General features: G+C 43.9%; 17 protein-coding genes. 11 read left to right on the top strand and 6 right to left on the bottom strand.

The window, feature by feature from the left end:
- Positions 1 to 44: 44 nt before the first annotated feature.
- Together P2W76_RS06700 and P2W76_RS06695 are read left to right on the top strand one after the other, a co-directional pair.
- Positions 45 to 836, top strand: a complete 792-nt coding sequence (locus tag P2W76_RS06700) for an FHA domain-containing protein (RefSeq protein WP_276346872.1) — start codon at positions 45 to 47, stop codon at positions 834 to 836.
- Positions 836 to 2,443, top strand: coding sequence for a serine/threonine-protein kinase (locus P2W76_RS06695; RefSeq protein ID WP_276346871.1), 1,608 nt, complete (start codon positions 836 to 838; stop codon positions 2,441 to 2,443). Before P2W76_RS06700 ends, P2W76_RS06695 begins: the two co-directional genes overlap by 1 nt.
- A 154-nt stretch (positions 2,444 to 2,597) precedes the next feature.
- Here the strand turns inward: P2W76_RS06695 and P2W76_RS06690 are convergent, their stop codons facing one another.
- The 3 genes from P2W76_RS06690 to P2W76_RS06680 form a co-directional block, all read right to left on the bottom strand.
- Positions 2,598 to 2,999, bottom strand: coding sequence for a hypothetical protein (locus P2W76_RS06690; RefSeq protein ID WP_276346870.1), 402 nt, complete (start codon positions 2,997 to 2,999; stop codon positions 2,598 to 2,600).
- A 111-nt stretch (positions 3,000 to 3,110) separates the two neighbouring features.
- The gene (gene yidC, locus P2W76_RS06685; RefSeq protein WP_276346869.1) at positions 3,111 to 4,976 is read right to left on the bottom strand and encodes a membrane protein insertase YidC; all 1,866 of its coding nucleotides are present in this window, start codon (positions 4,974 to 4,976) and stop codon (positions 3,111 to 3,113) included.
- 17 nt (positions 4,977 to 4,993) lie between these two features.
- On the bottom strand, positions 4,994 to 6,604 hold the full coding sequence (locus P2W76_RS06680) for a CTP synthase (RefSeq protein ID WP_276346868.1): 1,611 nt from the start codon (positions 6,602 to 6,604) through the stop codon (positions 4,994 to 4,996).
- Between the two features lie 339 nt (positions 6,605 to 6,943).
- Between P2W76_RS06680 and P2W76_RS06675 the strand changes: the two genes are divergently transcribed.
- Positions 6,944 to 8,170 (top strand): DEAD/DEAH box helicase, encoded by a 1,227-nt coding sequence (locus tag P2W76_RS06675; RefSeq protein WP_276346867.1) that lies wholly within the window; start codon positions 6,944 to 6,946, stop codon positions 8,168 to 8,170.
- Between the two features lie 330 nt (positions 8,171 to 8,500).
- The gene (locus P2W76_RS06670) at positions 8,501 to 9,370 is read left to right on the top strand and encodes an aldose 1-epimerase family protein (protein WP_276346866.1); all 870 of its coding nucleotides are present in this window, start codon (positions 8,501 to 8,503) and stop codon (positions 9,368 to 9,370) included.
- Here the strand turns inward: P2W76_RS06670 and P2W76_RS06665 are convergent.
- The gene (locus P2W76_RS06665; RefSeq protein ID WP_276346865.1) at positions 9,363 to 10,052 is read right to left on the bottom strand and encodes an SAM-dependent methyltransferase; all 690 of its coding nucleotides are present in this window, start codon (positions 10,050 to 10,052) and stop codon (positions 9,363 to 9,365) included. The two genes, P2W76_RS06670 and P2W76_RS06665, sit on opposite strands and share 8 nt — an antisense overlap.
- Before the next feature lie 121 nt (positions 10,053 to 10,173).
- On the opposite strand from P2W76_RS06665, the gene P2W76_RS06660 reads away from it, so the two are divergent.
- From P2W76_RS06660 to P2W76_RS06635, 6 genes are all read left to right on the top strand, one after another.
- The gene (locus P2W76_RS06660) at positions 10,174 to 11,415 is read left to right on the top strand and encodes a DUF2130 domain-containing protein (RefSeq protein WP_276346864.1); all 1,242 of its coding nucleotides are present in this window, start codon (positions 10,174 to 10,176) and stop codon (positions 11,413 to 11,415) included.
- Positions 11,416 to 11,497: 82 nt separating this feature from the next.
- The gene (mnmE, locus tag P2W76_RS06655) at positions 11,498 to 12,991 is read left to right on the top strand and encodes a tRNA uridine-5-carboxymethylaminomethyl(34) synthesis GTPase MnmE (RefSeq protein ID WP_276346863.1); all 1,494 of its coding nucleotides are present in this window, start codon (positions 11,498 to 11,500) and stop codon (positions 12,989 to 12,991) included.
- 105 nt (positions 12,992 to 13,096) lie between these two features.
- Complete coding sequence (locus tag P2W76_RS06650; RefSeq protein WP_276346862.1) at positions 13,097 to 14,041, top strand: hypothetical protein; 945 nt, start codon at positions 13,097 to 13,099, stop codon at positions 14,039 to 14,041.
- 43 nt (positions 14,042 to 14,084) lie between these two features.
- A complete protein-coding gene (locus P2W76_RS06645) occupies positions 14,085 to 15,062 on the top strand; it encodes a hypothetical protein (protein ID WP_276346860.1) in 978 nt (325 codons plus the stop codon).
- A gap of 29 nt (positions 15,063 to 15,091) precedes the next feature.
- Positions 15,092 to 15,640, top strand: a complete 549-nt coding sequence (locus P2W76_RS06640; protein ID WP_276346859.1) for an RNA polymerase sigma factor — start codon at positions 15,092 to 15,094, stop codon at positions 15,638 to 15,640.
- Complete coding sequence (locus tag P2W76_RS06635) at positions 15,637 to 16,221, top strand: hypothetical protein (RefSeq protein ID WP_276346857.1); 585 nt, start codon at positions 15,637 to 15,639, stop codon at positions 16,219 to 16,221. The genes P2W76_RS06640 and P2W76_RS06635 overlap by 4 nt, the downstream gene beginning before the upstream one ends.
- A gap of 213 nt (positions 16,222 to 16,434) precedes the next feature.
- Here the strand turns inward: P2W76_RS06635 and P2W76_RS06630 are convergent, their stop codons facing one another.
- Positions 16,435 to 17,193 carry a carboxypeptidase-like regulatory domain-containing protein gene (locus P2W76_RS06630; protein ID WP_276346855.1) on the bottom strand — a complete coding sequence of 253 codons (759 nt, stop codon included), beginning with the start codon at positions 17,191 to 17,193 and terminating at the stop codon, positions 16,435 to 16,437.
- 124 nt (positions 17,194 to 17,317) lie between these two features.
- Positions 17,318 to 18,013 (bottom strand): FCD domain-containing protein, encoded by a 696-nt coding sequence (locus P2W76_RS06625; RefSeq protein ID WP_276346854.1) that lies wholly within the window; start codon positions 18,011 to 18,013, stop codon positions 17,318 to 17,320.
- Between the two features lie 373 nt (positions 18,014 to 18,386).
- Here P2W76_RS06625 and P2W76_RS06620 point away from each other — a divergent pair, with 373 nt between their 5' ends.
- Positions 18,387 to 19,781 (top strand): sialidase family protein, encoded by a 1,395-nt coding sequence (locus P2W76_RS06620; protein ID WP_276346853.1) that lies wholly within the window; start codon positions 18,387 to 18,389, stop codon positions 19,779 to 19,781.
- Positions 19,782 to 19,784 lie beyond the last annotated feature (3 nt).

Raw genomic sequence — 19,784 nt, 5'->3', positions numbered from 1 at the left:
TAAAATTGGACTATTTTTTGAAGTAGATTATTAAAATAAATCAGATGTTCGAAATATTCAAAAATGATCAGCCAGCTCAGATGGATGTGAAATCCTTACGGGATGCAGCTATACGTTTTATTAAGGAAGAATTGCAAAAGTCGGAGGGAGGTGAGGGTCGCAATATCAGGGGCTTGCAACTGTTTATATCCAGTCGCTTAGAAGAGAAACATATTTACGAGGCCGCACTTTATGTAGGAGAACCGGAGCGATTAAAGGAAGAAATTCAAAAAATTGCCGACGACTTTGACATGGATCTGCCGTTAAACTGGACATTGGAAGTGTCGTTTGCCGATGAGGCTCCAACGGGGAGCAGGAGAGCTTCTGAGCTCGCCCTGGCTTTATTTATAAAAACCCGGGAAAATTTGATCAGGAAAGATCTTGAGGCCTGTATAAAGATATTGAACGGTGAGGCAGAACAGTCTGAATATAAAATTCATTCGGGTATGGAACCCATGACGATAGGAAGAGAGAAAAAAGCTCAGGGCTCAGATGGTTTTTTCCGTGTCAATGCAATTGCTTTTCCGGGCGATAGTTCCAATGAAGCCAATAAATATATCAGCCGGCAGCACGCGCACATATCCTGGAACTCAGAAAAAGGTTCTTTTATGATATTTGCTGATGAGGGTGGCGTGCCCCCGCATAACAAGATCAAGATTAAAAGCATGAATGACGACAGTCCTTTTAAATTAAATTCGACACAGATCGGCCATGAGTTAAAGGACGGGGATCAGGTGATCTTAGGGGAATCTGCGGTGATTGAGTTCAAATCTGTATCTCAGGAAGCTATTCGATAATGGGAAAAGTATTTACCATAGCTGAAGGTTTAGAGAATATGGGCGCCATTCGCACCGGCGGCCAGGGATCAGTGTATAAAGGCCGGCGGATTGGTGAGATAATCAGTGCCGTAAAGCTTTTACCGACACCTATTCATCAGGAGGACAAAAACGATAAGAATTACCGCGATTTCCTTAATGAGGTTGAAAAGCTGAAGAAGGTCAACGAAGTTCCTAATCCGAATGTCGTTAAGATCCTGAACTCTGGCTTAACAGAAAGCGGGTCTTTCCCATATATCGAAATGGAATTTATAGAAGGCCCTGATCTTGAGGAACTGCTGGAAAGCCCGTCTGACCCTGTATTTACAATACACGAACTGATCAAAGTTGTTACTCAGCTAAGTAATGCCCTTGCTCACTGCCATAAATTGGGGATAAAACACGGCGATATTAAAAGCAATAACGTCAAACTTAATATCTACACCGGAAATTATGTGCTATTGGATTTCGGCCTGGCAATCATGTCTGACGAACAACGCAGAACAAGCCTGAGACACGCCGGGGCCATCGAGTTTATGGCGCCTGAGCAAAACGAAGGTCAGATGCTTTTTCAGAGTGATGTTTATAGCTTCGGTGTGATCCTCTATGAATTACTGGCCGGAACGGTTCCGTTTCCCCTGAATGACAAAGGCGAGACCGCTCGTAATAAGGTTATGATATCCCACATGGAGGAGCCAGTTCCCGATGTGATGGCCCTGAGACGGCAACATTTGCCTAAATCATGGAGCGCGGAAAAACGCGAGAGCGAAATGAGGGTTCCAACCTGGCTTTTGGAGACTTTAGACAGATGTCTGGAAAAGAAAGCCTCCAACCGGTTTAAGGATGGCGTTGAACTGCATGCTAGTATTATTCACAATTATACTGCAGACATAGGCAGTTCAGAGGCTATGGCAGGCAGGCTCAGCAAGCTGGAGAAAGAAAATGAGGTGCTCAAGTCTAAGATAGCGACGGTCAATGAGGCAAATACAGTGTTTGACCCTCTGCCGCCGGTCCCTGATCCCGACAGGGTGAGCCTGTCAAAGCCATTATTCTATTTGCTGGTGTTGATGCTTCTGGCTTCTACCGGCCTGGCGGCGTATACTTTTTACACCAGGGAACAGCCGGTTATTGAAACAAATACATTTAGCCCGGTAGATACTATGCAAACAGATTCTGCAGATCTATCAAATGAGCCGCAACGACGTGTAAAAGACAACCACGACAAGGAGATCAGGGCTCTTATCGATTCAGTTCAGAAAAGTGATGAGCAAATTGACACTGTTTTACCTTCAGAGGATGAATCAGTCATAGAAGAGCTGCCTGCAGAGACCCCTGAATCCGAACCTATGGCAGGTAACTCTGATGAACCACCGGTGAGGGCCCCGAAATATACGCTGGCGGCAAACAGGGCTTACTTTTATACAGATCCCAATGAAAGTTCCCGTATGCACAATTTCCTCGCCCGCTCGAATAATCCTGAACTGACAGCTCTTGATGACAGGAACGGATTCATTTACGTAGTTTTCTTCACGAAAAATGGCCAGGTGATTAAAGGGTGGCTCCGGAAACGTGATTTGAGAAGGATGTGATCAGTAATCGGTGCTGCCGATTGTATTCTTACTGGTTACTGTTTACTGATTACTGTTTACTGTTTACCGATTACTGTTTACCGATCACCGCTTACCGGTCACTGATCACCGTTTACTGGTCACTGATTACCGTTTACTGATCACTGGTCACCACTCACCGATCTCCAATTACTCTCCGTGCCACAACCGTAGTCGTACTTCGCTCCATGGTCTGAAACACCAATTCCTTCTCATCAAGACTGTTTATCAGAAATGGAAACTCCCTTGTCTGTCCGCCCTCAAGGGTTTCGGTGTACCTGATCATTTTGCCGTCAAGCCGGAACTTGCCCGAAGATAATTTCTTTCCTCCCCATTCTATTACGAGATTATCTTCCGGACTGAAAATGATTGCTGGTGACTGTAATTCCAGTTCACCGTCAGGAAGGGTATCCTGGGGATTGGAATTATCTACCCTCACGTAGTTCCATCTGCCGTAAAGATCTTCCTGTTTAATAGCTGTGGAACACGAGACAAAGAACAGGACAAGAAAGAGTAATGGAAATGCGAATCTTTTCATACAGGCAGAACAGTTAAAGGCTAAAGATACTAAACCCCCAGCACCGATCACCGATTACTAAATACAGATCACTGATTACCAATTACCGGTCGCACACACCTGATCACTCAATTACTTCTTCTTTCCTGTCTTCCCCGCTTCTTTACCTTTTGCCGCCGCTATTTGCTGCTGTTGCCTCATATAATCTTCCATACGCTGCTGGAAGCCCGATTTTTTCTTTTCACTGGCGGGCTTCTTTTTATTCTCCTGTATCTGCGCGTGGATCTTATCATCATTTACAAACATCCGGATGATATACTGCTGGGCAAAGGTTAACATATTGGCCAGGAAGTAGTAGTAATTCAGCCCCGAAGGATAGCTGTTAAGAACCCCGAAGAATATAATAGGGGTGATGTACCCGATATATTTCATCTGACCTGTGGCTCCTGATACCTGGTTGTTAAAATAGGTATAAATGAGCGTAGAAATAGTCATCAGGATACACATCAAACTGACATGCGATCCAAGGAAAGGAAGCTGAAATCCCAGCTGGAAAAAAGCATCATAGGTCGAAAGGTCTTCCATCCACAGGAAACTTCTCTGGCGAAGCTCAAACAAGTTAGGGAAGAAGAAGAAGAAAGCCATGATGATTGGCAGTTGAAGAAGCATCGGCAAACATCCGCCCAGCGGGTTTACCCCTGCTTTCTTATAGAGCTTCAGATATTCCTGTTGCAGCAGGGTAGGGTTATCATCCCCGACCTTTGCCTTGATCTCGTCCATTTCAGGCTTAAGAACCCGCATTTTCGCCATAGACAAATACGACTTGTAGGTCAGCGGCAATAAGACGGTTTTAAGAACTATGGTCAGCACCAGGATGATCAGGCCATATCCCCAGCCGAAGCGTTCGAGGAAATTGAATACTGGCAGAACAACCCAACGGTTAATGTATTTTAGAGGCCAGTAACCCAGGTCGATCTGCTTATCAATGTCAAAGCCCTGTTTTTCTAATATATTGATCTGGTTTGGCCCAAAATAGAATTCCATTGGAAAAGATGTTGCGCCCTGTCTTGCAAACGGTATCTGCATATTGGCTGCAAAGCTCTTTACAATATTAAGGTCCGCACTCGTGCTTACCGCCAGGTCGCCTTTGTCAAATCCATTCTTAGCAATAAGTATGTTCGAAAAGAAATGCTGTTTGAAGGAAAACCACTTGATCTTACCTTCTGTAAGTTCTTTCTTTTCAGATTCAAGTCTTTCAAGATGGTCCACGCCGGCCTCGCCCTGGTTGTAATAGGCTGTGGAATACTGCTGCTCGCTCGCGAGGTCTTTTTCCTTCTTTTTAAGGACGGTTTCCCAGTTAAGGGTCAGATGCTGCTGGGTTGGCGCAACCACGTCCTGCATGCCCTGCGTTGCGATCGTTAAACCAACGTTATAGCTATCACCTTTAAGAGAATATATGTAATCGATATACTGGCCTTCCGAATAGTTAAGGCGCATGGTCAGCGAGGCAGAATCGCCCTGCGAAACCGATACCGAGGAACCGGAAGGAGTGAAGTACAGTTCGTTCGTGCTGATGTTCTTACCGGCAGCTCCAAAAATAAGTCCAAACCTGTTGCCTTCACCGCTGAACATGATGAGCGGTTGTTTAGTATAGGTCTGAAAGTCTTTTAACTGGACAGAAGAAATACGGCCTCCTTTCGGACTGATCTCGATTTTTAATTTCTCGTTTTCAAGTACGACCGGTGTTGAAGAACCTGAATTTGCCGAGCCGAAAGGTCCTGCTAATATTGCCGCGGAATCAATTTTAGGTGTGCTTACAGTTTTTAATGTATCAGCAGCAGCCGGTGATTTAACGGGCTTTCCGGCCCGTGCTAAAGAATCCTGAGTCTGTTTTGCTTTTTCCCGCTTAATGTCCTCATCAGACGGCTGCATAAGATATGTCGAGCCAACTAAAATGATCAGTATCAAAAACAGGCCCGTGAATGTATTTCTATCCATTATAATTTGAAAGTCGTTTATTTCCTTTTTGAATATGCCAGAGAAGCGGCGACAAAGTTAACAAAAAGTGGATGAGGATTGGCAACTGTCGACTTTAATTCAGGGTGAAACTGCCCGCCCACAAAAAAGGGATGGTTTTTAAGCTCTACGATCTCAACAAGATTGTTTTCAGGGTTAATTCCGGACGGTACCATTCCCGCCTTTTCATATTGCTCCAAATACTTATTGTTGAACTCATAACGATGGCGGTGCCTTTCGGAAATGCGTGTTTTTCCGTAAATCGCTGCTGCTTTGCTTCCTTTTTTAAGGTCACAAGTGTATGCGCCAAGACGCATAGTTCCCCCTTTATTCTTGATCTTTTTCTGTTCTTCCATCATTGAGATGACGGGATTTGCGCAGTTTTCATCCATCTCTGAGCTTTGAGCATCCTTAAGCCCAAGAACATTTCTTCCAAACTCCACCACAGCGCATTGCATACCGAGACAGATCCCAAAGAACGGAATGTCGTTCTCCCGGACATATTTAATCGCATCTATTTTTCCCTCGATGCCGCGGCTGCCGAAGCCCGGAGCTACAAGCACGCCGTCAAGTCCTCTTAATTTCTCAGCCACGTTAGCAGCGGTAATTCCTTCAGAATGGATGCATTTCACTTTCACCTTGCATTCATTCTTGGCACCCGCATGAATAAACGACTCTGTTATCGATTTATAAGCATCGGGCAGCTCTACGTACTTTCCTATCAGGCCAATGACCACTTCAGAAGTCGGGTTTTTTAAATGTCCCAGAAAATCCTTCCAGCTTTCCATATCCGGGTCATTCTTAAGCGGAAGTTTTAACTTACCCAGTACGGTTCTGTCTAATTGCTCTTTAAGCATCAGGAGCGGAACGTCATAGATAGTAGATGCATCAATAGATTCGATTACAGCGTTTATATTTACGTTGCAGAATAAAGCAATCTTTTTACGAAGCTCCTGAGGAATATGGTGTTCTGTACGGCAAACCAGGATATCGGGTTGGATTCCGTATTCAAGAAGCATTTTTACCGAGTGCTGGGTTGGTTTGGTTTTTAATTCGCCAGCCGCTGCCAGGAAGGGTACCAGTGTAAGATGGATAACCAACGAGTTACTGGAGCCTAGTTCCCACCTTAACTGTCGTACAGCTTCTATGAAGGGTAGTGATTCTATATCGCCTACTGTTCCGCCAAGCTCGGTGATAACAATATCAAAATTACCGCTGTCTCCAAGCATTTGCATATTGCGCTTGATCTCGTCGGTTATATGAGGCACAACCTGCACAGTTTTGCCTAGATAAGCTCCTTCGCGCTCTTTGTTTATAACGTTCTGATAAATACGCCCTGTAGTTATGTTGTTCGCCTGGGAAGTCGGAACGTTAAGAAACCGCTCATAGTGACCCAGGTCCAGATCTGTTTCAGCTCCATCTTCAGTAACATAGCATTCGCCGTGCTCATACGGGTTCAGCGTTCCCGGATCAATATTGATGTAGGGATCGAATTTCTGGATAGTAACACGGTAACCTCTTGATTGAAGTAGTTTAGCAAGAGAAGCGGAAATAATACCTTTTCCTAACGACGAAGTAACGCCGCCCGTAACAAAAATGTATTTGGTCATGATAACTGAAGGATTTGCTTAGAATGCCTTATCGTTTAGGAGCCTTTGAAGACTGTTTTAGGCGATAAAAACATCATTTTGTACGGGATTCAAAAGTATGAAAATAATCGATAAGGTTCTTATTTGTTGAGAAAATTTAATGTGTTGATAAATCAGCAGAAAGTTGAAAGAGGAAAACTGAAAGGTGAAAACTGAAAACTGAATATGGCGACCAAAGCCCTTATTAAGGAATCTAACCTTATAAATGCGCATTCAACTTTCCGTTTTCCGTTTTCAGCTCACTAGTACTCAATAGTTTTAAGTAACTTTGTAAATATTAATTAATTTAATTCTTACCATTTGACATTCAGTGATTTCAATTTCGACCCTCAATTGTTCGAAGGTCTTCAAAGCATGGGTTATGTTAAACCCACCCCAATTCAACAGCAGGCAATCCCTCTAATTTTGGAACACAAAGATCTGATCGCATGTGCACAGACCGGGACAGGAAAAACAGCGTCCTATCTGTTGCCGGTGTTACAGCATATCAGTCTCACGGATAAAAAACATACAAAAGCTTTAATCCTGGCGCCAACCCGTGAGCTGGCACAGCAGATAGACCAGCAGGTTGAAGGCCTCGCATATTTTGCGGGAATCAGTTCCATCGCGGTGTATGGAGGCGGGGATGGAATGATCTACGAGCAGCAGCGCCGTGCGATGCTGGACGGAGTAGACATTATCATCGCTACACCAGGGCGCTTGATCGCCCAGCTGGCATCCGGCGCTATCAAGCTGAATCATCTTCAGTACCTGGTACTAGATGAGGCAGACAGGATGCTGGATATGGGATTTTATGAAGATATACTCAGGATCATCAGCAGCCTTCCCAAAGAACGCCAGACTCTTCTCTTTTCGGCCACCATGCCGCCAAAGATCAGGACTCTGGCGAACACTATTCTTAAGAACCCCGAACAGATCAATATAGCGCTGTCACAACCTGCGGCCGGAATTTCCCAGCAGGTTTATATGGTCTATGACCCCCAGAAGGTTAAGTTGATAACCACGATCCTTAAGAACGGCGATTATAAGAGCGTGCTCATTTTCTGTTCGAGAAAAGAAACCGTTAAGGATCTGAACAGGACCCTGCGGAAAGAGGGTGTTAAGGCCGAAGCCTTTCACTCCGACCTGGAGCAGGAGCAGCGGGAAACCATTCTTAGAGCGTTCAAAAGCAGGGCTTTACCGGTAATTATCGGAACTGATGTGTTAAGCCGGGGTATAGATGTTACAGGCATCAGCCTGGTTATTAACTTTGATGTACCGCCTGACCCTGAAGACTATATACACCGGATCGGCAGGACTGCCAGAGCAGAAACCACCGGTACCGCTATAACATTTGTAAACGAGAAGGATCAGCGTAAATTTTCTTTTATCGAAAACCTTATTGCGAGGGAAATCCCGAGAATGGCACTTCCTGAAGAATTAGGAGAGGGCCCTGCTTATAATCCAACACTCAGAAGGCCATCAGGCTCGAGAAACAACAGGAGGAATGGCAGGAACAAAAAAACCTGGCCTAAAAAACAGGCGTAATTTGCCGACACCCGTCTCTTCCCCGACTTGATCGGGCCTGCCTATCGCAGACAGGGATCCCCTCATGGGCATGCGCAGCATATGCCCGGCTACGAATGTGAGCCAAATTTATGCAATTTAACAAGCCGGTAGACATGGGGGCTGTGGCCGCGAGTCATTGGGTAGATCTCTGCCTACCGCCAGGTTTGACCTGTTTGCGTGTATGGAAATTCATCTTATATTTTTATTGTAAATTTACGAAAACCCAATTCTGTTCCTGTCATCGTATGGTCTAACATTTATTAAAACAAACCAGTTGAATTTGTTATTTTAAAGGCATCAGTATTTATTATGGTAACACTTCAGAACGAATTTTTAAGAGTTGAAATAAGTCCGCTCGGCGCGCAGCTTACATCCATCTTTAATAAACTCAACAAAGTGGAACACCTTTGGCAGGCTGATCCCGCTGTTTGGGGCTATCATGCGCCCAACTTATTTCCCGTGGTTGGAGGGTGTTTTAATGACGTGATCCAGGTTGACGGCCGTACGTACCCTATGGAAAGGCATGGTTTTGCAAGAACATCAGAATTTATCATTCAGGACTGTTCCGATGCACATGCGAAATTCTCTTTGAGCCACTCTGCAACCACTCACCAGGTTTATCCCTTTAAATTTACCTTCCAGGTGCTGTATGATCTGTTTGATTCTGAGCTGCGGGTAAGCTATAAGGTGATCAACGAGGATGAAAATGCTATTTACTTTTCTGTTGGTGCTCATCCGGCGTTTAATATACCATTCTTTAAGGGAGAGAAATACGACGATTACTATATTGAGTTTGAAGTAGAAGAACAACTCATTAAGCACTTGTTTTCAGACGAAGGCTACTTTAACGGCGAGAGAGAGAATCTTTCCCAGAACGGTAATAAGATCGATCTTAATAAAGATCTGTTTTCTGCCGGTGCCTTGGTTTTCAAAAGTTTGGCCTCAAGAGAAGTGCTCATAAAAAATCATAAGACCCCCAATTTTATTTCCGTCTCCTTTCCTCATTTTGAGTCACTTGGCATATGGGCTCCTCCGGGCGCTGACTTTGTGTGCATTGAACCCTGGTTGGGATACGGAGACAGTGTTGGCGGTCCGGGAGATTTCAGGAATAAAGAGGGGCTCCGCAAACTCGAGCACGGTCATGTTTTTGAAGTCGACTACACTATAGGAATTACCTGATTTTGGTAAGCCTGGCGAGGTATTGATCCATACCATCCTCAATTAACAGCTGGCACAACATGCCGTGGACTGCAGCTATTTCAGACAACTTATTAAAATCAATATATAGCCACTTAAACCATTCGCCCTGATTGCCCTGGTACTCGTACCGGTATGAAATTTCACCATAATAGTTTTTCCTGGGAAGATTTCGTGCATTATACAAATAGGCGATGTCTGAGGAATCAAGGATTATCTGCCCATTTTCCTTAAGCAGGTTTTTGAGATGCGGAAGCAATGCATTCAAACCTTCCATATCTCCAGCGAGACCAATTCCATTCATCAGGAGCAGCAGCGTGTCGTAGGCAGCATTTGTATACGAAGCGATATCCATATTAATAACACTCTTTACACCGCGGCCGCTCATTATTCCGGCTGCCGAGCCAGATATCTCCAGGGCAGTAACATCAAAACCCTTTGACTGGAGGATCAGGGAATGGACGCCCACTCCTGCACCGATATCAAGTATTTTTCCCCGGCAAAGAGCCAGGGCATATTCTTCAAGCTCAGGGATGTCGTTTCCTGACCTGAAAAATACTTCAACCGGCATATCCTCAGGTTTCCCGTAATTGTTATGCAGCCACAATTTATCTGATTGCCCGAATTCGTAGTAATCTGTGAGGGCCTTTCCAAACACATCCATAAGGTAAAATTAGGCAAATGAATATATATTCGGCCGGGGCAGATATTTACTAATTTTATTAGTAAATTGCCTGATGATTGTAAACAGGTAACGAATCCTTATTTTTAACAAATTTTCAGCTATGTCAACAGAAGTTAAATGTCCGTCATGTAATCACTCATTTCCCCTGGAAGAGGCAATTGGAAAAGAGTACGAGCAGGAGTTGAGGGATAAAATGAAACTCTGGCAAAAGAAGAAGGATGAGGAGTTCCAGAAAAAGGAGGAGGAACTGAGAGCCCAGCAGAAGGAAATAGCGTTGAAATATGAGCAGCAATTAGCTGTTGAAAGAAAAAACCTGGAGGAAGGCTTAAGAAAAAGCCTTGCCGCAGATTTCGAGAATCAATTGTTGTTATTGCAGAACTCTAATAGAGACAATGAGGAAAAATTGAAGCTGGCCCGGGAAAAGGAGCTTGCATTCCTTCAAAAAGAGCAGGAACTGAAAAATAAGGAAGTTGAGATCGAGATAAGCTTCCAGCGAAAGCTGCAGGAAGAACGGCTTATCATTGCCGAACAGATCAAAAAACAGGAGATTGAGAAGAACCAGGTCAAAGAAACCGAACATCAGCTCAGGATCAAAGAGTTTGAGAAGCAGCTCGAAGATCAGAAAAAGTTAGTCGAAGAAATGCGTCGGAAGGCCGAGCAGGGCTCGATGCAGCTCCAGGGAGAAGTCCAGGAGTTAATCCTGGAAGAACTGTTGCGGAATACATTCCCTTTTGATGAGATCGGAGAGGTAGGCAAGGGGGTAAGAGGGGCCGACTGCGTACAAACTGTAAGGAATAAATTTGGACAGGACTGCGGCAGGATCATTTATGAGAGCAAACGCACCAAGGATTTCGGTAATGACTGGATAGATAAGCTTAAAAAAGATATGCGGGGAGCAGGAGTGGATGTAGCAGTGATCGTTACCCAATGTTATCCTAAGGGTATGGATTGCTTTGGTGAAAAAGACGGGGTATGGATATGTTCTTTTGAGGAAGTTAAGGCTGTAGCGTATGTATTGCGTGATGGGATAATTAAGCTGTCAAATGCTTCCAGGTCGCAAGAAAATAAAGGGGATAAAATGCATATGCTCTACGATTATCTTACCGGAACGGAGTTCTCAGAACAATGGAAAGCAATCCGCGAAGGGTATATGAGTATGCGGCTCTCCATCCATAAAGAGCGGGATGCTATGGAAAAGATGTGGAAGATGAGAGAAAAGCAGCTGGATAAGGTTCTTATAAATGCCTCTGGTATTAAAGGGTCTATTGAGGGCATTGCTGGTGCGGATACCATTTCTCTGAGCCTGACTGATGACGAAGATGAGACACTGCTCCTGGAGTAGCTGTCGCAATATGAACCTTAAGGTCCTGGCGGTCCCGAAACAGAATATAAAAATCACGATATTTGCGCAATAACCTATTGCCATGTCAGCTGCCACACCTATCCACAGTTCCGATACCATCATCGCGCTTGCCACCCCTTCTGGAATAGGAGCCATAGGCGTGATACGTTTATCGGGCCCGGAAGCTATAGCCATAGTGAATGAGGTATTTTCCGGTAAAGATCTGAGCATTCAGAAAACACATACCCTTCATTTCGGAACCATAAAGGATGGCGATCTGGTGCTCGACGAGGTTCTGGTTTCACTTTTCATCGGCCCCAAATCGTATACCAGGGAAAACGTTATCGAGATATCCACACATGGCTCGGCATATATTATTGAAAGCATCATCAAACTTCTTATTCGAAAAGGAGCCCGGCCTGCAAGCCCGGGGGAGTTTACCCTAAGGGCATTTCTCAACGGTCAGCTTGACCTGTCGCAGGCAGAGGCTGTGGCCGACCTTATCGCCTCTAACTCACAAGCATCCCATCAAGTTGCTATGCAGCAGATGAGAGGTGGGTTTTCCCATGAGCTCCAGCATCTCCGTGACCAGTTGATCCATTTTGCATCGATGATAGAGCTTGAGCTTGATTTCGGCGAGGAGGATGTAGAATTTGCCAACCGTGAGGATCTTAAGGGTTTAATATATCAGATCGACAGGATCCTGCATCGCCTTATTCAATCGTTTGAGCAGGGAAATGTTATGAAAAATGGCGTTCCGGTGGTTATAGCAGGCAAGCCTAACGTAGGTAAATCGACACTTTTAAACGCACTGTTAAATGAGGAGAGGGCAATTGTTTCCGAAATTGCAGGCACCACCCGTGATACGGTAGAGGATGAAATGATGATTGGAGGCATTAATTTCCGGTTCATCGATACGGCCGGCATCCGCGAAACGGTGGATATTATCGAAGCCAAAGGAGTGGAGCGCACCCACGAAAAGATAGGACAGGCGAAACTGATAATCTATCTGGTAGACCCCCAGCAGGATGTTAGCGAGATCGGGAGCCAGGTTGAGTACTTAAGAGGCCTCGGAATACCGTTTTTAACAGTGGTTAATAAGAACGATTTGGCGGCACCGGAATTTGTGGAAAAGGTATCAGGTATCAGGTATCAGGTATCAGGAGGCGAGCCGGATGAAGTGGCTAAGCCCCGCAGTCAATTTTTGCCATCAGATTTGAATGAATCCGATATACCCCTTTCAACTTTCAACTTTCAACTTTCAACTCCTCTTTTCATATCGGCAAAAAACAACGAAGGCATCGACTCACTGAAAGAAAATATCCTCCGCATTGTCAACCTTCACGCCATCAATACTGACGATGTACTCGTTTCTAATATCCGCCATCTTGAAGCCCTCCAAAAAACCGAAGCTTCTTTAAACCGCGTGCTTGAAAATATAGATAACCCGGTGACATCTGATTTTCTGGCGATGGATATAAAACAGGCCCTGCATTACCTGGGTGAAATTACCGGTCAGGTAACTACCGATGACCTGCTGGAAACGATCTTTAGTAAGTTCTGTATCGGAAAGTAACCCGATCGCTTATAGGACGATAGACTCCCGTTCATATTTTTTTTCACTTCTACCCAACCATTCTTTCGCGGCCTGGGGTATTGCAGTAAATAACACAAGAAAAATATGAGCAATTTATCTAAAACCTTAAGCTTTATCGCAATTTCAGTAGTATCTCTTTTAATGTCAGGATGTGAAGAAACCGAACTTCCAATTCCATTGGAAAATAATCCAACGTCACAACAACCCTTTCCGGATTCGCCTGTTCCAATAGATACCATGCCTGCAGGGCCTGATAGCCCTACATCTCCAATTCCAGGTAATCCTGTACCTCGGGCCGAAGAGGATGCTTCAGATCCATCGGTACCATCTGTTCCTGGTGTGCTTAGAAAAATAAAATGGACTCCCCTGGATTACAAGGAATTTGAATACAATACACAGGGCGACCTTTTAAAATATATCAGTCAATATAATAGCGTACAGGGGACAGATATGGTCCGGCGAGAGGAATATACTTATGCATATGGTACTGACGGTAGAATAATCAGCGTGACGAGTAAAGACGGAATCCGGACAGAATATACGTACAGCGGCGCAGTATGGAGCGAGGCGTTAAGCTTTGATAAGCTGAACAGACCGCTTAGGAAGTATCAATTTCAGTTTAATGCAAAAAATCAGCTGAGTGACTATACCGAGTTCAATGTTACCCTGGACGGTGCGGTTACACCACGATCTAAAACCAATTTTACTTACGATGTCGCAGGTAATCTGGTACACTATAGTTACTACTGGTATGTGGAAAGCAGCAAAACGTTTGTACGCTCTACCGAATTACAATTCTCTAATTTTGATTCAAAAAAGTATCCGAAGAATTCTGTGAGCTTCGACTATATCCTGCAGCCCTTAAGCTTTTTTGTAAATAACCTCGGTAAAAAGGAGATCCTGAACAACGCTAGTCCTGTTGAACACTACTCGTATTCGTATGATGTGCATGGTTATCCTACCCGTAAACTAACGTCTTTCACCTACAATAAACCGCTACCCGGACTGGAGGCAGCTTTTGTCTATTAAAGACAGGGCTTTATTGGAGAGTATTGCAGTAAATAGTGACAAATTGATAACATACATTAAAATAAGGATATTTATCGCCGAAATAATGAGCCGGCAAAGAAATATCAACTCATGCGGGACTGTTCCAGCCTACCTGGCGGGGCAGACTTCCATGGCTGTTAAGACCACTATTCAAATGAAATTTAAAATATATACTATCCTTCTCACACCTGTTTTCATTTTTACAGCGTGTACTACTGTTAAATTGGGGATCCCGGAACAGTTTGCCAGACAGGCTACAGAGATGAATGTTAAGGGAATAAACGGGTTTACCGTTAATCAGACTCTTACATTCGGGGGCTACAGCACTTCAAAAATTAAAAATGACTGGGTAATTACCCGTGAAAAGAGCGGTCCTGTTTGGGAGTTTAATACGGAAAAAAACCTGTTAAAGGTTTTTAACCTGGACAATATCAATAAAAGGACAAGCTCGAATACCAAATATCAATATAGTTTATATGGAGATGGACTGGAGTCTAAGATATTCTGTATCGAAAGCAAAGATATGGCGGAACGGGAGATCAAAACTCATATTAAATGGTTAGGCGACTTCTCCCAGACGAAGAGTTACAAGTATTCTTTCTCTGCGGCTGTTTTGCCGCTGATCGACGGTTATGATGAGCCGTGGCAGGTGGTGCTTTATACGAATTACGATGCAAAAAGAGATACGGCAAAGCGTTTCCTGGACCTGCCGTACGCCGAGGAGGAAGGCTACGCCACTAACGGGGACGAAACGATTATTATTAGAACCGTACGTGCCAAAAAAATGACTACTCCAAAAGGCAGGCAGGTAAATATGCCCGTTCAAATGCCTGCGGGTTATGAGCTACGGATTGATGACGGTGTTGTGGGCATTATCGATGTATACGACAATAGTGTATGGATATATAACGATCTGGATAAAGAGACCAGGTTGATACTGGCCTCCATATCCTCGGCAATTCTTCTCCGCAGACTTGGATCAGCAGGTGCTGTAGATTAAAGACACGGAACTATCATAGCGTTGAAATAGTGACCAAACAGGAAGCAGAAATAAAGCTGATCTTAGAAGGCTGCCGGAGTAACGACCGGAGAGCCCAGGAAGTGCTTTACCGCATGCTCTACAAATTTGCTATGTCTGCTGCTATGCGTTATTCAAGAGATGAGCTTGATGCCGCGGATATTCTAAGTCATGCTTTTGTACGCATATTTAAACATATCCATACGTTCGATGAAAGTAAAGGGACCATCTATTCCTGGGTAAAGCGGATCGTTATCAATGAAGGCCTTGATCATATTAAGTCAAGAAACCGGTTTATAGATAATCTGGAGATTGAGACCGTTGCCGAACCTGCTATTGATAATGCCGCCCTGGATCGTTTAAATGCAAGTGAAATAATGACCATGATCCAGAAACTTCCCCCCGCCACTCATGCCGTGTTTGTTTTGTACGCGGTAGAGGGTTATAAGCATAAAGAGATTGCGGAAGCCCTGGGCATAAGCGAAGGAACCAGTAAATGGCACTTGAGCGAAGCCCGAAAAGCATTGCAACAAAAAATAGAATACTTAAACTCGGTATGAGTCAACCAACCACATACGAACAATTGATCGCTCAAAAACTGCAGGAACTGCCTGTGCCTGATCAGGCGGATGCTATCTGGGCCACTATTGAACACCAGTTAAACATAGAGATGCCAAATAATTCATCGGGTTCGGGTGGTTTAAATAATTCCAACTGGTGGATAGGCGGGGGCCTGTTGACACTTTTTATAGCGATTATTATCTATATATTTATTTCAAAACAGAACCCAGAAAGGGAAAAAGATCTAGAACACGAACCGCCGGTAATCCGGCACGAACAGCCTTTAAAAAATAAGGAGACGACTCCAGATCATACAACACCTCCAATCAAAGTTAACGCTAGCAAGCCAGTCGTTGTTTCCGAAAAAATTACTTCTGAAATAAGAGAACCTGAACAACTTCCAGCTCATAAAACTCTAAAGAATGAACCTGTGCAGAAAGTAACAGAACAACCGCTGGCGCTACCCAGGCCGGCAGATACGGTTATAACAAGGAAAAAGCCGCGGGGAGTAAAAGGTATCAGTGACGCAGACTACAGACTGGTGCCTTCGCGTGCTTTTCGTGGTGACTCTACGAATTAGCTTTGCATCCAAATTTTATCAGCCAGGCACAAGCAAACCACCTTCTAGTGTTCTCGTTCGTACCTACTTCGTCTATTATTGCCCTGACGGTAGTTAAAATGGGGTTGGAGACGAAGAAAAAACGAAGAAGGTACAAATGAAACCTATTTGAAATAAAAAAGGGTGACGACTTCTATTCAAATCGTCACCTTCTTTAAGTTAAAATTCTCCGAATTACTTAAGTTCCATTTTGAAACACTGGCCGGCGGTAATGGTAACCGGTGTGGACGTCCATTTATAATTGGTACATTCTGCTGTAAAGGTATAATTTCCGGCCGGGAGACTAAAGTTCGCTCCGCCATTATTCCCGCATGCCGGAGCCCCGCTGCTGAAGTATTGATTTATAGTGCCGGTTTGACCATTGATCGTCACCTTAATACTGCCGCAGCCAAGATCGGATTTAGTATAAAATATAATGTTACCGTTACCTCCGGTTCCCGGAGTTCCGCCACCCGATACGGTCGGGCATGAGCTGACTGATCTCAGGTCGAAGCCCCACCATTGTTTGGTAGATTGCTTGAAGCTCATAAGGGCAATTTGAGGGTCAAGAGAGCCTTCGAGACTTTCGTGGGCGATATAGATCGTTCCGGCATTTGACAGCACCAGTTCGCCTTTCGAGTTCACCATCGCTCCCCACTTGATTTTCTGAGTTGAACCCTTTGACAATCCTGAAGGTTTAAAGGTAATTGTACCTGTTCCATCGCTCTTATAATTTACACAAAAATCAAAATCGTCGGAATCCCAGTAACCGTAAAGTTCGGGGATCTTCGTGGTAGTTAAGGTTGATTTGCCAGCGGCCGATATACACTGGAAGGGAGCGGTCAGGGAAGATCCGCATGTCAGTATCTTGTCTTCGCGGGAGTTGGCAGCATCCTGCTTTTCGCAGGCGACTAGAACAAACGCAATACAAAGTGTGATAAGGATTTTTCGCATAATGATTTAGGATGAATGATCCATCAAAACTATGCGGCAAAATGCATGATGCAAATACCCAAATATGGGTATTTTGGAGGCTGGCCTTAGGAAGAACTGGTGTGTTTACCAGAAAGGATTGATTCTATACCTTCTCGAAATAATTAAATAAGTGATTTTTCATCTTACTTCTGAATTCTTCAGGGGTGCCGTTTTTTAATACCTCGAGCAATACCCTGTGTGATGCATATCCCACATCCGGTATCTGACTTTTAATATGTAATTCATTGTCCATGTAATCGAATATGGGCAACAGCATTTTCTGAAACCGTTGAATGGTTTCGTTCTGCGAAATTTCATATAGCATGGAATGAAACTCAACATCACATTTTACCTTTTCGATTTTATTATCCGTTTTTTCTTCCCTCTCTACTATCCGTTCTAACTTAACTAAACCGGCTTCAGTCTTTCTGGGAAAAAGAATGTCGGCCAAACCTATTTCTATAACCAGCCTCATTTCGAATATCTCTTTCATGGTGTCCCCATGCAGTAATTGAGGGTCCATTAACCGTTGCATATTATTTAAAATATCTGGGCGGGTTAAGATCATTCCTCTGTTCTTCCGGGACTCGATTATTCCTAAAGTTTTAAATCTGGCTATCGCTTCTCTGATAGCTGTACGGCTAACTCCCATTGCCTCTGCGAGCTCTACTTCTTTCGGAATAGAATCGCCGGGAGCGAAGTTCTCGTTCCGAAAATATTCCTGTAACGTGATTTCAATTTTATCTACTTGAGTGAGGCTTTCAACGGGACGTATTTTGGAAAGTTTAAATGCTGTCAAAGTATTTTCTTATTAATGGATACGTAACTCACAATCGAGTTCGGCGCAAAATTACTCATTAGAAATTAATATGTCTAATTTTTTAAAATGTAAAGCCTTTTGACAATCTGATACTTTTTATATCGATACCGGGTCTAATCTCTTTCTTCGCGTAATTCGTTATCCATCTAACATTAACTCCTTCGAAACTTTTCGACAATCCGCCGGACAGATTATTTGTATAGCGGAAAATAATGTTTAGTATTGTTATATGTAAGACTTATTAATTACGAATAGGGAGCAAATAATTGAAGCAAACATCACAGACCGTGAGAGCCCGTAAAAATTGACAAGCTCAACGGCCAATAAACATAACACAGGAAAAAATAAATACATGAAATCATTAGTTAGACGCAGTTTCTTAAAAAAGAGTTCTCAGCTAGGCATCACTTCCCTTGTTGGGTCATGGCTGTTGCCGGAATCGCTTTCAGCAGCAGTCATTGAAACAGAGGACAAGGTTAAGATAACCAGGGGTCCGATCTGCCAGATAAAAAGAGAAGTTCATATTAAAGGACCTGACGCCAGCCTGGCACCTATGACAGGAATGCACTATATCGGCTCAGGGTTGCGCCGGCAGGAAACCTTATTATTTATGCAATCAAGCGACTGGCATATCATGCAATTGGGACGAACGTCAGACGATAACGGACGTACCTGGAAGCCATGGATCCCGATCCCGACAGAGACACAAACCGACGGTCAGTTCACTCAAAGCGGGGGAGCCAGTCAAAAAGGAACCGGGCCGCTTGACGCTGTTTCAGGTAGGTTAATTAAACCTGTTTTTCAGAGAATATTTCAGGGTAAACCTGAAGAAGCTTTGAAAAGTGTATGGAAAGGCGAACGGCTTTTCTGGGATCATGGATATTATCAGCTTTCTGAAGATAATGGTCAAACCTGGGGAGACACCTTTCAGCTTAAATATGAAGAAGGACCTGATTTTGATCCGAAAGACTGGGGTAAGAAAGATTGGTTATGGACCAATGAAATGTACATTGGAAATGCATTGGCATTGAAAAATGGTACAGTCCTGATCAGTGCTACTGTGCCGGTGCCATATAAAAATGACGAGGATGAAAAGTATCCTGTTATTTTTCCTAATAACTACAGAAAAGGAAACGTTGCCGGTGCAATGTGTTTTATAGGAACGTGGGATAAGGGAAAACAAAACTATAACTGGAAAAAATCCGAAGCAATATTTCTGCCCAGGAAGATATCCTCACGCGGACTGGTTGAGCTCGATCTCAGCGAATTAAAGAACGGTAACTTAATGCTCATTATGCGGGGGAATGATACCCCGGTATCTCCCGGAAGAAAATGGTTTTCAGTTTCTAAAGACGGGGGACATACCTGGAGTGAAATAAAAGATATGCGCTACGATACAGGCGAACAGTTTTACTCACCTGCATCCATACACAAAACAATACGCAGCTCAAAAACGGGAAAGCTCTATTGGGTTGGAAACATAACAAATGATCCTCCGAAGGGTAATCGTCCCAGGTACCCGCTTCAGATAGTAGAAGTAAATGAGGAGGGACCATCTTTTATTAAAAGTACGCTCACAGTGTTGGATGACCGTGATCCCGCGAAGGATACCGAGCTGGTTCAGTTCTCAAATTTCTCACTGTTTGAAAATCGTGAAACAAAGGAAATAGAAATGTACCTGACACGCCTGGGAGAAAATAAGGAGACCTGGAATGCGAATTCATATAAATATACTCTCAGCTTGTAAAAT

It is taken from the genome of Daejeonella sp. JGW-45, from assembly GCF_029360805.1.
Classification (GTDB): domain Bacteria; phylum Bacteroidota; class Bacteroidia; order Sphingobacteriales; family Sphingobacteriaceae; genus Daejeonella.
Note: the sequence above shows the minus strand (reverse complement) of the source record. Positions and strands in the feature narration are given on the sequence as shown.

What these genes read in the sequence shown, in the direction of transcription:
- P2W76_RS06660 (WP_276346864.1), top strand. Translation starts at nt 10,174, where the DNA reads ATGTCAACAGAAGTTAAATGTCCGTCATGTAATCACTCATTTCCCCTG.
- P2W76_RS06635 (WP_276346857.1), top strand. Translation starts at nt 15,637, where the DNA reads ATGAGTCAACCAACCACATACGAACAATTGATCGCTCAAAAACTGCAG.
- P2W76_RS06690 (WP_276346870.1), bottom strand. Translation starts at nt 2,999, where the DNA reads ATGAAAAGATTCGCATTTCCATTACTCTTTCTTGTCCTGTTCTTTGTC.
- P2W76_RS06630 (WP_276346855.1), bottom strand. Translation starts at nt 17,193, where the DNA reads ATGCGAAAAATCCTTATCACACTTTGTATTGCGTTTGTTCTAGTCGCC.
- P2W76_RS06680 (WP_276346868.1), bottom strand. Translation starts at nt 6,604, where the DNA reads ATGACCAAATACATTTTTGTTACGGGCGGCGTTACTTCGTCGTTAGGA.
- P2W76_RS06695 (WP_276346871.1), top strand. Translation starts at nt 836, where the DNA reads ATGGGAAAAGTATTTACCATAGCTGAAGGTTTAGAGAATATGGGCGCC.
- P2W76_RS06665 (WP_276346865.1), bottom strand. Translation starts at nt 10,052, where the DNA reads ATGGATGTGTTTGGAAAGGCCCTCACAGATTACTACGAATTCGGGCAA.
- P2W76_RS06670 (WP_276346866.1), top strand. Translation starts at nt 8,501, where the DNA reads ATGGTAACACTTCAGAACGAATTTTTAAGAGTTGAAATAAGTCCGCTC.
- P2W76_RS06700 (WP_276346872.1), top strand. Translation starts at nt 45, where the DNA reads ATGTTCGAAATATTCAAAAATGATCAGCCAGCTCAGATGGATGTGAAA.
- P2W76_RS06650 (WP_276346862.1), top strand. Translation starts at nt 13,097, where the DNA reads ATGAGCAATTTATCTAAAACCTTAAGCTTTATCGCAATTTCAGTAGTA.
- yidC (WP_276346869.1), bottom strand. Translation starts at nt 4,976, where the DNA reads ATGGATAGAAATACATTCACGGGCCTGTTTTTGATACTGATCATTTTA.
- P2W76_RS06620 (WP_276346853.1), top strand. Translation starts at nt 18,387, where the DNA reads ATGAAATCATTAGTTAGACGCAGTTTCTTAAAAAAGAGTTCTCAGCTA.
- mnmE (WP_276346863.1), top strand. Translation starts at nt 11,498, where the DNA reads ATGTCAGCTGCCACACCTATCCACAGTTCCGATACCATCATCGCGCTT.